At 66.8% G+C, this 12,703-nt stretch carries 13 protein-coding genes; 3 read left to right on the forward strand and 10 right to left on the reverse strand.

Going from position 1 to position 12,703, the window contains the following annotated elements; genetic code table 11:
- Positions 1 to 11 precede the first annotated feature (11 nt).
- Together HLG70_RS11575 and HLG70_RS11580 are read right to left on the reverse strand one after the other, a co-directional pair.
- Complete coding sequence (locus HLG70_RS11575) at positions 12 to 896, reverse strand: DMT family transporter (RefSeq protein WP_171664539.1); 885 nt, start codon at positions 894 to 896, stop codon at positions 12 to 14.
- The gene (locus HLG70_RS11580; RefSeq protein ID WP_171664540.1) at positions 887 to 1,630 is read right to left on the reverse strand and encodes a GNAT family N-acetyltransferase; all 744 of its coding nucleotides are present in this window, start codon (positions 1,628 to 1,630) and stop codon (positions 887 to 889) included. Before HLG70_RS11580 ends, HLG70_RS11575 begins: the two co-directional genes overlap by 10 nt.
- Positions 1,631 to 1,753: 123 nt before the next feature.
- Between HLG70_RS11580 and HLG70_RS11585 the strand changes: the two genes are divergently transcribed.
- Positions 1,754 to 3,289: a PLP-dependent aminotransferase family protein gene (locus tag HLG70_RS11585; protein ID WP_171664541.1), complete on the forward strand. Its 1,536-nt coding sequence runs from the start codon at positions 1,754 to 1,756 to the stop codon at positions 3,287 to 3,289.
- Here the strand turns inward: HLG70_RS11585 and HLG70_RS11590 are convergent.
- Genes HLG70_RS11590 through HLG70_RS11610 form a run of 5 tightly spaced genes read right to left on the reverse strand, consistent with a single transcriptional unit; the run spans position 3,265 to position 8,214 of the window.
- The gene (locus HLG70_RS11590; RefSeq protein ID WP_171664542.1) at positions 3,265 to 3,771 is read right to left on the reverse strand and encodes a MaoC family dehydratase; all 507 of its coding nucleotides are present in this window, start codon (positions 3,769 to 3,771) and stop codon (positions 3,265 to 3,267) included. The two genes, HLG70_RS11585 and HLG70_RS11590, sit on opposite strands and share 25 nt — an antisense overlap.
- Positions 3,772 to 3,821: 50 nt before the next feature.
- Entirely contained in the window at positions 3,822 to 5,009 is a 1,188-nt protein-coding gene (locus tag HLG70_RS11595; RefSeq protein WP_171664543.1) for an acetyl-CoA C-acyltransferase family protein, read from the reverse strand.
- 14 nt (positions 5,010 to 5,023) lie between these two features.
- The gene (locus tag HLG70_RS11600; protein WP_171664544.1) at positions 5,024 to 5,944 is read right to left on the reverse strand and encodes an SDR family NAD(P)-dependent oxidoreductase; all 921 of its coding nucleotides are present in this window, start codon (positions 5,942 to 5,944) and stop codon (positions 5,024 to 5,026) included.
- Positions 5,945 to 5,968: 24 nt separating this feature from the next.
- Positions 5,969 to 7,225 carry a CaiB/BaiF CoA transferase family protein gene (locus tag HLG70_RS11605; protein ID WP_171664545.1) on the reverse strand — a complete coding sequence of 419 codons (1,257 nt, stop codon included), beginning with the start codon at positions 7,223 to 7,225 and terminating at the stop codon, positions 5,969 to 5,971.
- A gap of 11 nt (positions 7,226 to 7,236) precedes the next feature.
- Positions 7,237 to 8,214: a Bug family tripartite tricarboxylate transporter substrate binding protein gene (locus tag HLG70_RS11610; RefSeq protein WP_171664546.1), complete on the reverse strand. Its 978-nt coding sequence runs from the start codon at positions 8,212 to 8,214 to the stop codon at positions 7,237 to 7,239.
- A gap of 106 nt (positions 8,215 to 8,320) precedes the next feature.
- Here HLG70_RS11610 and HLG70_RS11615 point away from each other — a divergent pair, with 106 nt between their 5' ends.
- Entirely contained in the window at positions 8,321 to 9,262 is a 942-nt protein-coding gene (locus tag HLG70_RS11615) for a LysR family transcriptional regulator (protein ID WP_213697173.1), read from the forward strand.
- Positions 9,263 to 9,292: 30 nt separating this feature from the next.
- On the opposite strand, the gene HLG70_RS11620 is transcribed toward HLG70_RS11615, so the two are convergent.
- Positions 9,293 to 9,589 (reverse strand): hypothetical protein, encoded by a 297-nt coding sequence (locus tag HLG70_RS11620; RefSeq protein ID WP_171664547.1) that lies wholly within the window; start codon positions 9,587 to 9,589, stop codon positions 9,293 to 9,295.
- Positions 9,589 to 10,221 (reverse strand): LysE family translocator, encoded by a 633-nt coding sequence (locus HLG70_RS11625; RefSeq protein WP_171664548.1) that lies wholly within the window; start codon positions 10,219 to 10,221, stop codon positions 9,589 to 9,591. The genes HLG70_RS11620 and HLG70_RS11625 overlap by 1 nt, the downstream gene beginning before the upstream one ends.
- A 155-nt stretch (positions 10,222 to 10,376) precedes the next feature.
- Between HLG70_RS11625 and HLG70_RS11630 the strand changes: the two genes are divergently transcribed.
- Positions 10,377 to 11,204, forward strand: a complete 828-nt coding sequence (locus HLG70_RS11630; protein ID WP_171664549.1) for a DUF72 domain-containing protein — start codon at positions 10,377 to 10,379, stop codon at positions 11,202 to 11,204.
- Positions 11,205 to 11,222: 18 nt separating this feature from the next.
- Here HLG70_RS11630 and gorA read toward each other — a convergent pair whose 3' ends face one another.
- A complete protein-coding gene (gene gorA, locus HLG70_RS11635) occupies positions 11,223 to 12,581 on the reverse strand; it encodes a glutathione-disulfide reductase (RefSeq protein WP_171664550.1) in 1,359 nt (452 codons plus the stop codon).
- Positions 12,582 to 12,703: the final 122 nt, after the last annotated feature.

Raw genomic sequence — 12,703 nt, forward strand, 5'->3', positions numbered from 1 at the left:
CGACCGGCGGATCAGCCCCGCCGCTGCCCCAGGTTCAGCACGATCAGTCCCGCCCCGGCCAGCACGAAAGCAAAGCCCCACCAATCCGCCACGCCCGGGCGGTCGCCCACCAGCGCCATCGCGCCCAGCACCCCCACCACCGGCACCATCAGGGTGGTCAGCGCGGCCACGGTGGCGCTGACGCGTTCGCTCAGCACGAACCAAAGCCAGTACGCCACGGCCGTGCCCAGGATGATGTGAAACGACAGCGCTCCCGCCACGCGGGCATTCCAGCCCTGCGTCGGGAACGACTCGCCGGCGATCAGCGCGCCGGCCAGCGCGCAGCTTGCGCCGACCACCAATTGCCAGGCAGTCACCACGATGCGGTTGCCCGCCACCGGCCAGCGTTTCAGATAGACCGTCCCCGCCGCCCAGCCCAAGGCGGCCACCAGCGGAAAGACCAACCCTTTGGTCGCGGCCAGGTCGTGCTCGGCAAAGACCGCATGCAGCACCGGCCACGCCAGCACCGCCACGCCGCAACCGCCGAGCAGCAGCGCCAGGCCTCGGCGACGGTCCAGGCGTTCGCCCAGGACCAGCCAGGCCAGCACCGCCGACATCATCGGCATCGTGAAGGTCAGCACCGCCGCGCGCGAGGTGCTGGTGCTGAGCTGCGCCCAGGCCACCGCCAGGTTGAAGACGGCCACGGCCAGAACGCCGCCCACCACGATGCCCGGCCAGGCGCTGCGCGGCGGCAAAAGCGGCAAGCGCTTGGCGCCCGCCAGCAGCAACAGCAGCAGTGCGCCGCTGCCCAGCCCCAGCACGCGCAGGGTGAACGGCGGGAAGATCGACAGGATGATCTTCACCGCCGGCCAGTTCAGCCCCCAGAACAGGGCCAGCGCAACCGGGATCAGGCGCACGCGGCGCTTTCCCGGGCAGACCTTTCCTGGGCGGCCAGTTCGGCCAGGCCCTTGCGTTGATGGCCTTCGGCGTCGAAGTTGTCCGGGTCCAGCCAGCGCTCATAGGCGGCGCGCAAGGCGGGCCATTCGCTGTCGATGATCGAGAACCAGGCCGTGTCGCGGCTGCGGCCCTTGTAGACCGTGGCCTGGCGGAAGATGCCCTCGAACTGGAAGCCCAGCCGCGAGGCGGCGGCGCGCGAAGGCGCGTTCAGGCTGTCGCACTTCCATTCATAGCGGCGATAGCCCAGTTCATCGAAGGCGCGGCGCATCAGCAGGAACTGCGCTTCGGTGGCGATGCGGGTGCGCTTGAGCTGGCGCGAGAACGACACGAAACCGACCTCGATGACGCCGTTGGCCGGGTCGATGCGCATCAGCGCCAGCGTGCCGATGGCGCGGCCCGTCTTCAGGTCGATGATGGCGTGGTGCAGCGGATCATTGCCCGCCTGGGCGCCTTCGGCGAACTTCCGGTAGGCCGCCGCGTCCGCGAAGGGGCCGACGCTCATGTAGGTCCAGTCGCTATCGTCGGGCGCCTGGCTGAATGCCTGGTACAGATCCGCCGCGTGGCGCTCGGCCGACAGGGGTTCCAGGCGGCAATAGCGGCCCGCGGCGGGCGTCAGCGGAGGACGCGGACGGGCTGTCCAGCCGGCAAGGTCCGGGCCGATGGGTTGTTGGAAAGCGTTGGTGCGGGGTTGCATGCGACGAAGCCTCTTCCAGGTTAGGGTGCGCCGCCGGCGGTGGCGGACGCAACACGCATGCCCTCACGATATCGGAATCGTGGCATCATAAAAAGCACCACGATTCTTGAATTTAATAGGGCCATGATCGACACCGCCTTGGGCGACCCGGCAGACACCGCCCTGCTGTCCAGCCCCCTCGCGCGCGGCCCCGGGGCGCTGCCCCGCCAGCGCCAGCTCATCCAGCGCCTGAAGCAGGCCATCCTGGCCGGCCAGCTCCCCGCGGGCGGCAAGCTGCCCTCCTCGCGCACCCTGTCCGAGGACCTGGACATCTCGCGCAACACGGTGCTGATCGCCTACGAGCAACTGACGGCCGAAGGCTATGTGATCGCCGACCGGCAAGGCACACGCGTGGCGCCGCTGTCGGCGGCCGCCAGCAGCGCGGCCAGGCAGGCCGCCCCGCCCGCCGCGGAGTCTTCCATCACGGCCAAGCGGCTGTCGCGCATCGTCTCCACGCGCTACGCCCATGACGGCTCCTTGCCGATGACGCCCGGCACGCCGGCCCTGACCCAGTTCCCCATCAACGCCTGGCGCCGCGCGCAAGACCGCGCCCTGCAGGCGGCCCCGGCCACCACCCTGGGCTATGGGCATCCCGTGGGCGAACCCGCGCTGCGCGAAGCCATCGCCCAGTACCTGCGAGTATCGCGGGGCGTGCGTTGCGACGCATCGCGCATCGTCATTACCGAAGGCGCGCAAGGCGCGCTGGCGCTATGCGTGCAACTGCTCACCAACCCCGGCGACACCGCCTGGCTGGAAGACCCCGGATACCGCGGCGCCAAGGCCGCGTTCCACGCGGGCGACCTGAACGTGCTGGCGTTGCGGGTGGATGCCGACGGCATCGTCATTCCGGAAAGCGCATGGACGTCGCAACCGCCCCGGCTGATCCAGACCACGCCTTCGCACCAGTACCCCACGGGCGCGGTGCTGTCGCTGACCCGCCGGCTGGACCTGCTGGAACGCGCGCGCCGCGCGGGCGCCTGGATCATCGAGGACGATTACGACAGCGAATTCCGCCACCAGGGCGAACCGATAGCCGCCATGCAGGGTCTGCTGCCGGACGCGCCCGTGCTGTACGTGGGCACGTTCAGCAAGACCATGTTCCCCGCCTTGCGCCTGGGCTTCCTGGTGCTGCCGGAAGCCATCGCCGCGCAGGCCATGCCATCCATCATCGAGATGCTGCGCGGCGGCCACAGGCTGGAACAGCTGACGATGGCGGCCTTCATCGAGAACGGCCAGTTCTCACGCCACCTGGGCCGCATGCGGCGCCTGTACCGCGAACGCCAGGCGGCGCTGCGCGAGGCGCTGGCCACGCATCTGGGGATAGACCATGAGGTGCTGGGCGGACACTGCGGCCTGCACCTGACGGTGCGGCTGCCGGCGGCGTTTCCGGATGCGGAGATCGTCGAGCAGGCGCGCAGGCTGGGGATGAATCCGAGCGCGCTGTCGTCATTCGCGATTACGCCTCGGGAAGAGGATAACGGGCTGGTGATCGGATACGGAAACACCGGGGCCGAACGGTTTCCGGCGCTGGTGCGAAGGATACGGGAGGTGGCCCTGGACGTTGCCAGATCGCCGACCCGGACTTCCAGCGCGGATCAACCCGGGCGCGACTGCCCGTAACGGATCAGGATCAGCCAATCGGCATGCACCGACGGGCGCGACGCGTCCTCGGCCTGGATCGTGACATTCCAGGAACAGCGCACTTCACCAGGCTTGGTCTCCACCACCTGCGCCAATGCAAATCTGGCCGATACGCGTGAGCCGGACCGAACCGGCGCCGTGAAGCGGACCTTGTCGAAACCGTAGTTCAGCGCCATGACCGCGCCGGGAAAGGCGATGCAGCTCTCCTGCCAGTGCGTCAGCAGGGAGAGCACGAGGAATCCATGCGCAATGGTGTCCTGGTAGGGAGACTCCGCCAGCGCGCGTTCCCGGTCCACGTGTATCCACTGGCTGTCGCGCGTGACCTGCGCAAACCGGTCGATCGTCTCCTGGTCTATCTCGACGGTCCGGGAAGCAATTGCCGGCTGCCCCTGGAAGTCGATGAGCGACTGCACGGAGTCGAACCGCCGGACCGCCGACGGGTCGCTTGGGTTGCCTGTCATCAAGGAAGCCAGGTGCTTGGGGGTGAGGTCAGGGACGCAGGCCATATGGTTCAGATCCGTTCGAAAATGGCGGCAATGCCTTGTCCGCCGCCTATGCACATGGTCACCAGCGCATACCGGCCGCCTATGCGGTTGAGCTCGTGCAGGGCTTTGACGGTGATGATGGCGCCCGTCGCGCCCACCGGATGCCCCAGTGCGATTCCCGATCCATTGGGATTGACCTTGGCCGGGTCCAGCTCCAGCTCGCGGGTCACCGCAAGGGCCTGCGCCGCGAAGGCCTCGTTGGATTCGATCACGTCGATATCGGTGGCGGCAAGGCCGGCGCGGGCCAGGACCGCCCGCGTGGCGGGAACCGGACCGATGCCCATGCAGCGTGGATCCACGCCTGCGTGGGCATAGGCGACGAGCCGGGCCAGAGGCCGGGCGCCGGACGCTTCGGCGCTGGCGCGCTCCATCAGCACCAGCGCGGCCGCGCCGTCATTGATGCCCGAGGAATTGCCCGCGGTGACCGTGCCATCGTCTGGCGCGAAGACCGGCCTGAGGCCGGCCAGATCAGCCAGGCTGATATCGGCACGGATGTGCTCGTCCTGCGCGAAAGGAACGGCGCCCTTGCGGCCCGGGACAGGGATGGGGACGAGTTGCGACGCGAAGCGGCCCTCGGCGATTGCCCTTGCGGCGCGCCGGTGGCTTTCGACCGCCAGCGCATCCTGGTCTTCACGCGAGATACCGTACTTCCTGGCCACGTTTTCCGCCGTGACGCCCATGTGAATGCGGTGCAGCGGATCGTGCAGCGCGCCGAGCAGCGTGTCCACCATGGGCGTATCGCCCATGCGACCGCCAAAGCGCAGCGCCGCGCTGGCATACGGCGCACGCGACATGCTTTCGGCGCCGCCGGCCACCGCGGTCGTGCAATCGCCAAGCAGGATGGACTGCGCCGCGGAAACCACCGCCTGCAAGCCCGAGCCGCACAGGCGGTTCACGTTGAAGGCCGGCGTGTTCTCGCCGCAGCCGGCTTCGATGGCCGCCACGCGGGACAGATACAGGTCGCGCGGTTCGGTATTGATGACCTGGCCGAAGCAAACATGCTCCACCTGCCCGGGGTCGATGTCCGCGCGCGCCACGGCGGCCCGCAGGACTTCGGTGGCGAGCGTGACGGGCGGCACGTCCTTCAGGCCTTTGCCAAAGCTGCCGATGGGCGTGCGGATACCGGACAGAACTACGACTTCCCTGGTTGTCATGGCTAGGGCCCGGATCAGAAAGCCGGCTCGCTCGACGCGCGAGCCTGCCGGCATGCCTGGGTCTTGGCGATCTCATGGCGCAATTGGTCGAAGCCGGTGCCGGGGACGGTCTCCGCCTCGCGATCGGAGACTTCGCCCATACGGCCGATCAGGACCTTCGCCGACAATTCGGTCTCGTCCAGGCATATGCCGCGGGTCATCGTGATGTGCGCCTGTTCGAAGCTGCCCGCGCCCGCCATCAGGATGGTCCGGTTCGGCGCGTTTTCCGCCACCAGCGCCACCAGGCCGGGGCTGACCGATTCGGGCGTAAGCAGGTCCAGCGCCTGCGCATCGAGAAGCCCCTCGGTCATGGCCGTGGCCGCCGTCGGGGCAAGGCAGTTCACATGCACGCCATAGCGCTCGCCCTCAAGGGCAAGGGTCTGCATCAGGCCGACCAGCGCCATCTTCGCCGCGCCGTAATTGGACTGCCCGAAGTTGCCGTACAGGCCGGAGGAAGAGGTGGTCATCACGATGCGGCCATAGTTCTGCGCGCGCATGGCGTTCCATACCGCGTGGGTGCAGTGCACGGCGCCCATCAGGTGAACTTCCATCACGACCCGGAAATCCTCCAGGCTCATCTTGGCGAAGCTCTTGTCGCGCAGGATGCCCGCGTTGTTCACCAGGATATCGACGCGGCCCCACCGCGCCATGGCCGCCCCCACCATCGCCTCCACCTGCCGCGGGTCGGTCACATCGGCGCCGTGGGCGCAGGCGTCCCCGCCGGCCGCGCATATGGTGTCCGCGACGGCCTGCGCCGCCGAGCCCGGCTGTTCGGCTCCCATGTCGTTGACCAGCACCCTGGCGCCGTGGCGCGCCAGTTCCAGCGCGTGAGCACGGCCAAGGCCACGCCCTGCCCCGGTCACGATGGCGATGCGCCCTTGTAGAAGTTGTGTCATAGGTTCTCCGGGTTGTCGAAATTATCAGGGTGTCGTGGGCATGGCCGCCCCGGCCTGCGTCCGGATGATCCCGGCCCGCTCAAGTTCGGCAATGGCCTCGTCATCCAGGCCCGCACCGGCCAGCACGGCGTGACCGCCCTGGCCTAGAGCAGGCGCGCCGGACGGGGTGGGCCCGCCGTCCTGATCGAAAGCGAAGCCGATGCCATGGGTCCGCAGCTCGCGCCCGCCCTGGTGGAAACGGTGGTCGGGCAGGTTCACGCAGCCAGTGGCGTCAACCTCCTGAAGAAATTCTTCCAGCTTCCTGACCTTGGCCGCGGGGACCCCGGCATGGCTCAGCAGTTCCTCGAGCCGGGCCGCGCTGCGAGTCGCGAACGCCGTCTGCAGCCGCTCCACGACGTAGGCCCGGTCGTTCGGCACCACGAAGCCGTTGGGAAGGTTGAACGCGGCCAGATCCAGCGCCCGGGCATCGCTGCACAATTCCTCGATCCCGATGGCGGCAGCCAGCTTGCGGAACTGTTCCGGCGTGTTCGCCGCAACCGCCAGCCAACCGTCCTCACAGCGGTACGTGTCGGCCGCGGGGCTGCCGGTGTAGCCACGATTGCCGACGCGCCGCGTCGGCGTGCCGTCGGTCAGGTAAGCGCAGGTATTGGGATACATCAGCATCAGGGAGGCCTGGATCATGGACGCATCGATGTACTGGCCGGCGCCGTCACGGGACCTGCGGTGCAGCGACGAGACGATGGACAGGGCGCCCAGCATGCCGACCGCCACGTCGATCACGGGGAAACCCACCTTGAGCGGAGGCGCCTCGTCTCCTTCACCCGACATCATCATCATGCCGGTCATGGCCTGGACCACATGGTCATAGGCGCCGCGCTGCGACCAATCGCCCTGCTGGCCGAAACCCGAGATGGAGCAATACACGATGTCCGGCCTGACTGCCTGGATCGACGCGTAATCGAGCCCGTACCGGGCGACCACGCCAGGCCGGAAGTTTTCGATGAAGACATCGGCGGAGGCGGCCAGGGTGCGAAGCAATTCGGCGCCTTGCGGTGTCCTGATATCCAGCGCCAATGATTGCTTGCCCGCGTTGACTGCCGCGAATCCGGTGGGCGTGTCGGTGTCCACCCCGTTCTTCATCGAGCGCAGGACCTCGCCTGCCAGGGGGGGTTCCACCTTGATGACTTCAGCGCCCAGTTGCGCCAGATAGAACGAAGTAAGAGGGCCAGCGATCACGTGCGACAGATCCAGCACGCGTACGCCTTCGAGTGGCTTTGACATGACTATCCTGATCAGCCGGCGGAGATGCCGGTGAGTTTTATGATTTCCGCCCATTTGCGGGATTCGTCGCGCACGAATGCCGCGGCGGCCTGGGGAGTGTCGCTCTGGATCACGCGGATCCCGGCGGCCTCGAACTCGTTCTTGACGGCGGCATCCTTGAGCGCCGCCGTCGTTGCCCCGTAGAGCTTGTCGACCACCTCCGCACGCGAATTCCGAGGCAGCCACAAGCCGAACCAGAACTCCTGGATCGCCAGGTCGCTGTGCAGCACGTCGTGCAGCGTGGGGACGTCCGGGAGCTCCGCCATGGGAGCGCGGCTGGTCACGGCCAGGGCTCGCAGCCTTCCGCTTTTGACCTGCGGAATGGCGGTGCCCGCGATGGCGAAGGCGAAATCCGTATCTCCGCGCACCAGCGAAATCGGGATTTCCACCGAGCCCTTGAACGGGACGTGCATCGCATCGGCCTTCAGCAGCGTCGCGAAAGTGGCGCCCCCAAGGTGCGCCGCGGAACCGATGCCGCCGGACGCGTAATTCAACTTCCCGGGCCGCGCCCGCAAGGCGGCAACGAGGTCCTGCACGCTGCGATAGGGGGAATTGGCCGATACGACCAGCACGCTGGGGGAGGTCCCGATGACGGTGACCGGCAGGAAGTCATGTTCCGGATCAAACATCAGACTCGGCTGCAACGCTTTCTGGATCAGGTGCGAGTTCGAACCCAGCAGCACGGTATAGCCGTCGGCCGCGGCCTGGGCGACATACTGGGCAGCCAGCACGCCTCCCGCTCCCACTTTGTTTTCCACCACGATGGGCTGCCCCATCGTCAGGCTGAGCCTGGGACCAAACTGCCGCACCATGATGTCGGGTCCTCCGCCTGCGGCATAGGGAACGACGATGCGGACGGCCCTCGAAGGATAGGTTTCAGCAGCCTTCGCGACGGATCGGAACATAAGACTGGCGCCCAGGGAGCCCAGGAAGAAGGTGCGGCGTTGCATGCTGTCTCCTTGTTATGCATGCAGAATAAGTTATTGCGGGTTATAGAAAAATTGATATATTTTGATATAGCGATAACTTTAAGTTCTATGCCTGCAAAGGAGCGCATTGATCGAACCCGACCATCTGGTGGCCAAACTACGCTTTCGCCATCTGCGCCTGCTGCAGGTACTGCAAACCTCGGGCAGCCTTCGGGCAGCAAGCCAGGCGCTCAACCTGACGCAACCGGCCTTGAGCAAAGCGCTGTCCGAAATCGAGAACGCATTTGGCTTTGCGCTGTTCCTGCGCACGGCGCGCGGGTTGACGCCAACCGCGCAGGGGGAAGTGGTGCTTCGCGGCGCAAGCTTGCTGCTGGAAGAGCTCACCCACCTCCGCTCCGACGCCCTGACCGCCGATCGCTTTACGGCCAGGATCCGGATAGGCGCGCCCCCCTTCGTGGCGCAAACGTATTTGTGCGGCGTGATCGAAAAACTGGTGAACCACGCAACGCCAATACGGGTGCAGCTCGTGGAAGAACGGGTCCCTGCCCTGATCCGCGCACTCCAGCAGGGGGAGATCGACGCGCTGATCACCACCTTCCCTCTGCAGATGCTGGAATCCGGCGCGGGTGCGTTTCAATACGTCAGGCTGTTCGAGGTGCAATTCGCGGTGGTCGCGCCGGCGAAACACCCGCTGGTTCGTGCGCGACGCGTGGACTGGACCCGTTTGTCGCAAGAACGATGGGTGATGCCGGCTGAAGGATCGATGGGGCGCAAGCTTATCGAGGACTGTTTCACGCATGCGGGGCTCCCTGCCCCGCTGCCCGTGATCGAATCGACGAGCCCGACCACCAGCGTCCAGTTCATTGCCGCCGGCCTGGGCATCGGCATCGTCCCAGACCTGAACCTGCTTCGCCGCAGTCCCCTGATGGCGAATTCGGTCAGGCAGATACGGGTGCAGCCTGCTCCGCCTTCGAGCGCGGTGGCGCTGATTTTCCGGAAAGGAGCGATCCACCCCCGCGTTGCCTTGTTGCAGGAAGCGTTGGTCGGGATGTTTGGCAGCGGCGCCTGAGCCAGGCGCCTGGTCACGCGGAAAGAAGCCCTAGTCCACCAGTCCGCCCAGAACCAGCAAGGTCATGAGCAACCAGAATAGGACCCCGATGATGGACCGCCGCAGCAGCGCCTTGACCGCGGCCCACAGGAACATCAGGCCCAGCGCCAGCAGGATCAGGTTGAATATCGACGGGCTCATGCCCATCGCCCCGGCAAGCCCGGAATAGAAATCCGCCAAGGCTCCGCCCAGGCCGCCCAGCAACCACTTGATCCCCGCGACAATGGCGCGCAGCCCTTCGCCGAGCATGCCGCCCAGCGAAGCGAAAAAACCGTCCTGGCTCTGCATCAGCGGCGGGTGTCCACGAGCATGCGCACGGCCAGGCCGGCCAGGACCGTGCCCATCAGCCAGCGCTGCAACACCATCCACAGCGGGCGGCCCGCCAGGAAGCCGGCGATCGAGCCGGCCATGATGGCGATGAGGGCGTTCACCGACAGGCTGATCACCACCTGCGTCATGCCCAGGGCCAGCGACTGCGTGAACACGCTACCGTGGTCGGGCTGGATGAACTGCGGCAGCAGCGAGACATACATGACGGCGATCTTGGGATTCAGCAGGTTGGTGACCAGCCCCATCGTGAACAGCTGGCGCGGGCTGCTTTTGGGCAGGTCGCGCACCTGGAACGGGGACCGGCCGCCGGGGCGGACCGCCTGCCATGCCATGTACAGCAGGTAGAGGGCCCCGCCCACGCGTAAAGCGTCATAGGCGTAAGGCACGGCCATGAGCAGCGCCGTGATGCCGAACGCCGCGCATGCCACATAGAAAATGAATCCGACCGCCACCCCGCCCAGGGAAATCAGGCCGGCCTGCGGGCCTTGCGAGATGGAACGCGACACCAGGTAGATCATGTTGGGCCCGGGCGTGAGCACCATGCCCAGCGCAACCAGGGCGAACGTCAGCAGATGAGTCAGGTCGGGCATGATGAGCCGGCGGGCGCCGGACAGAAGTCGGATCGTGAACGCACACCTTATCCCAAAACTGTACCGGAACAGCGGATTTTTCTTCCCGGGGTTTACCGCCGAGTGGCGCCGGCGATACAGTTGACCGCAGCGTCTACCCACATGGAGCCCTGGACATGCCGCAACGCCATCCGTCCCCTGGGAACAGGCCCGCCGCCATCCGGGTCGGCATCGGAGGCTGGACCTACGCGCCCTGGCGCGGCGCCTTCTACCCCGAGGGGCTGGCCCACGCGCGCGAACTGGAATACGCCAGCCGCCAGCTGACCGCCATCGAGATCAACGGCACCTACTACAGCACCCAGAAACCCGCCACCTTCGCCAAGTGGCGGGACGAAACCCCCGAGGATTTCGTGTTTACGCTGAAGGCCTCGCGCTATGCCACCAACCGCCGCGAACTGGCGGGCGCCAAGGACTCGATCGACCGCTTCCTGCACAGCGGCATCGCGGAACTGGGCCCCAAGCTCGGCCCCATCGTCTGGCAGTTCGCGCCCACCAAGGTATTCAGCCCGGAAGACTTCGGCGCCTTCCTGGCGCTCCTGCCGGACAAGCTGGACGGCCTGCCGTTGCGGCATGCGCTCGATGTGCGCCATCCCAGTTTCGCTTGCGACGAATATGTCGGGCTGGCTCGCCGCCATCGCGCCGCGACCGTCTTTACCGACAGCGAAGACTACCCGTCGATTGCCGACCGGACCGCCGATTTCGTCTATGCGCGCCTGATGCGCGCCAGCACCGCCTTCAAGGCGGGCTATGCGCCCAAGGCGCTGGATGCCTGGGCCGACCGCCTGCGTGCCTGGTCGCGCGGCGGCGACCCCGCCGACCTGCCCCGCGTGGGACAACGGGCGCCCGCCGCCGCGCCGCAGCCGCAAGACGTCTATGCGTACTTCATCAACGGAGCGAAAGAGCGCGCGCCGGCAGCGGCGCGCGCCATGATCGAACGCCTGTAGCGCCCGATCCCGGGCGACTTACTGCGCGACCGGAGTGCGCAAGGTCACGAACTCTTCGGCGGCCGTCGGGTGGATGCCGATGGTGTCGTCGAATACCTGCTTGGTCGCGCCGGCCTTCAGCGCCACCGCGATGCCCTGCACGATCTCGCCCGCGTCCGGACCGACCATATGCACACCCAGCACGCGGTCGGTCTTGGCGTCGACGACCAGCTTCATCAGGGTTTTTTCCTGCGATTCGGTCAGCGTCAGCTTCATGGGCCGGAAGCGGCTTTCGAACAGCTTGACCTCGTGGCCGGCCTCGCGCGCCTCTTCGGTCGTCATGCCCACGGTGCCGATGTTCGGCAGGCTGAACACCGCGGTGGGAATCAGCTTGTAGTCCACCTTGCGGTATTCCTCGGGGCGGAACAGGCGGCGCGCCACCGCCATGCCTTCGGCCAGCGCCACGGGCGTCAAGGGCACGCGGCCGATCACGTCACCCAGGGCCAGGATGGACGGTTCGGCCGTGCGGTATTCGTCGTCCACCTCGATGAAGCCGTCTTTCTTCAGCTTGACCGCGGTGTTCTCGAGTCCCAGGTTGTCCAGCATCGGACGGCGGCCGGTGGCGTAGAACACGCAGTCGGTCTCGATGACGGAGCCGTCCTTCAGGGTAGCGGCCAGCGTGCCGTCCGCGCGCTTGTCGATGCGCGTGACTTCGGTGTTGAACCGCAGGTCTATGCCCTTTTTCACGAGCTCGTCGCGCAGGTGCTCGCGCACGCCCTGGTCAAAGCCGCGCAGGAACAGCGGACCGCGATAGGACTGGACGGTCTGCGCGCCCATGCCATTGAAAATGGACGCGAATTCCACGGCGATGTAGCCGCCGCCCACCACCAGCACGCGGCGCGGCAGGGCCTTCAGGAAGAAGGCCTCGTTGGAGGTGATGGCATGTTCCTTGCCCGGGATGTCCGGCACCTGGGGCCAGCCACCCGTCGCCACCAGGATGTTGGCGGCGGTGTGGGTCTTGCCGTTGATCTCGACCGTGTGCGGGTCGACGATGCGGGCATGGCCTTCCAGCAGCGTCACGCCGCTATTGACCAGCAGGTTGCGGTAGATGCCGTTAAGGCGCTCGATCTCGCGATTCTTGTTGGCGATCAGCGTGGGCCAGTCGAACTTCGGCTGCCCGGCGGTCCAGCCGAAACCATGCGCCTGCTCGAAGTCCTCGCTGTAGTGGGCGCCGTAGACCAGCAGCTTCTTGGGCACGCAGCCCACGTTGACGCAGGTGCCGCCCAGGTAGCGGCTTTCCGCCACCGCCACGCGCGCGCCAAAGCCGGCCGCGAAGCGAGCCGCGCGCACGCCGCCAGAGCCCGCGCCGATCACAAACAGATCAAAATCGAATGCCATGTTGTTTCCTTCGCGCGGCCTTGCGGCCCCGCGTTCACTGTCCTGGAAAGCTGTATTTAACACCACCGCGCGGCGGCGCCCGGAACTGCCCGGTTTCCAGGCGGCAAGGCTTGCGATACATT

Source organism: Achromobacter deleyi, assembly GCF_013116765.2.
GTDB classification, from domain to species: domain Bacteria; phylum Pseudomonadota; class Gammaproteobacteria; order Burkholderiales; family Burkholderiaceae_B; genus Achromobacter; species Achromobacter deleyi_A.

Bases quoted from the DNA above. Each gene is read 5' to 3' on its own strand.
- HLG70_RS11600 (WP_171664544.1), bottom strand. From the start codon at position 5,944: ATGACACAACTTCTACAAGGGCGCATCGCCATCGTGACCGGGGCAGGG.
- HLG70_RS11630 (WP_171664549.1), top strand. From the start codon at position 10,377: ATGCCGCAACGCCATCCGTCCCCTGGGAACAGGCCCGCCGCCATCCGG.
- HLG70_RS11620 (WP_171664547.1), bottom strand. From the start codon at position 9,589: ATGCAGAGCCAGGACGGTTTTTTCGCTTCGCTGGGCGGCATGCTCGGC.
- HLG70_RS11625 (WP_171664548.1), bottom strand. From the start codon at position 10,221: ATGCCCGACCTGACTCATCTGCTGACGTTCGCCCTGGTTGCGCTGGGC.
- HLG70_RS11590 (WP_171664542.1), bottom strand. From the start codon at position 3,771: ATGACAGGCAACCCAAGCGACCCGTCGGCGGTCCGGCGGTTCGACTCC.
- HLG70_RS11580 (WP_171664540.1), bottom strand. From the start codon at position 1,630: ATGCAACCCCGCACCAACGCTTTCCAACAACCCATCGGCCCGGACCTT.
- HLG70_RS11595 (WP_171664543.1), bottom strand. From the start codon at position 5,009: ATGACAACCAGGGAAGTCGTAGTTCTGTCCGGTATCCGCACGCCCATC.
- HLG70_RS11610 (WP_171664546.1), bottom strand. From the start codon at position 8,214: ATGCAACGCCGCACCTTCTTCCTGGGCTCCCTGGGCGCCAGTCTTATG.
- HLG70_RS11605 (WP_171664545.1), bottom strand. From the start codon at position 7,225: ATGTCAAAGCCACTCGAAGGCGTACGCGTGCTGGATCTGTCGCACGTG.
- HLG70_RS11585 (WP_171664541.1), top strand. From the start codon at position 1,754: ATGATCGACACCGCCTTGGGCGACCCGGCAGACACCGCCCTGCTGTCC.
- gorA (WP_171664550.1), bottom strand. From the start codon at position 12,581: ATGGCATTCGATTTTGATCTGTTTGTGATCGGCGCGGGCTCTGGCGGC.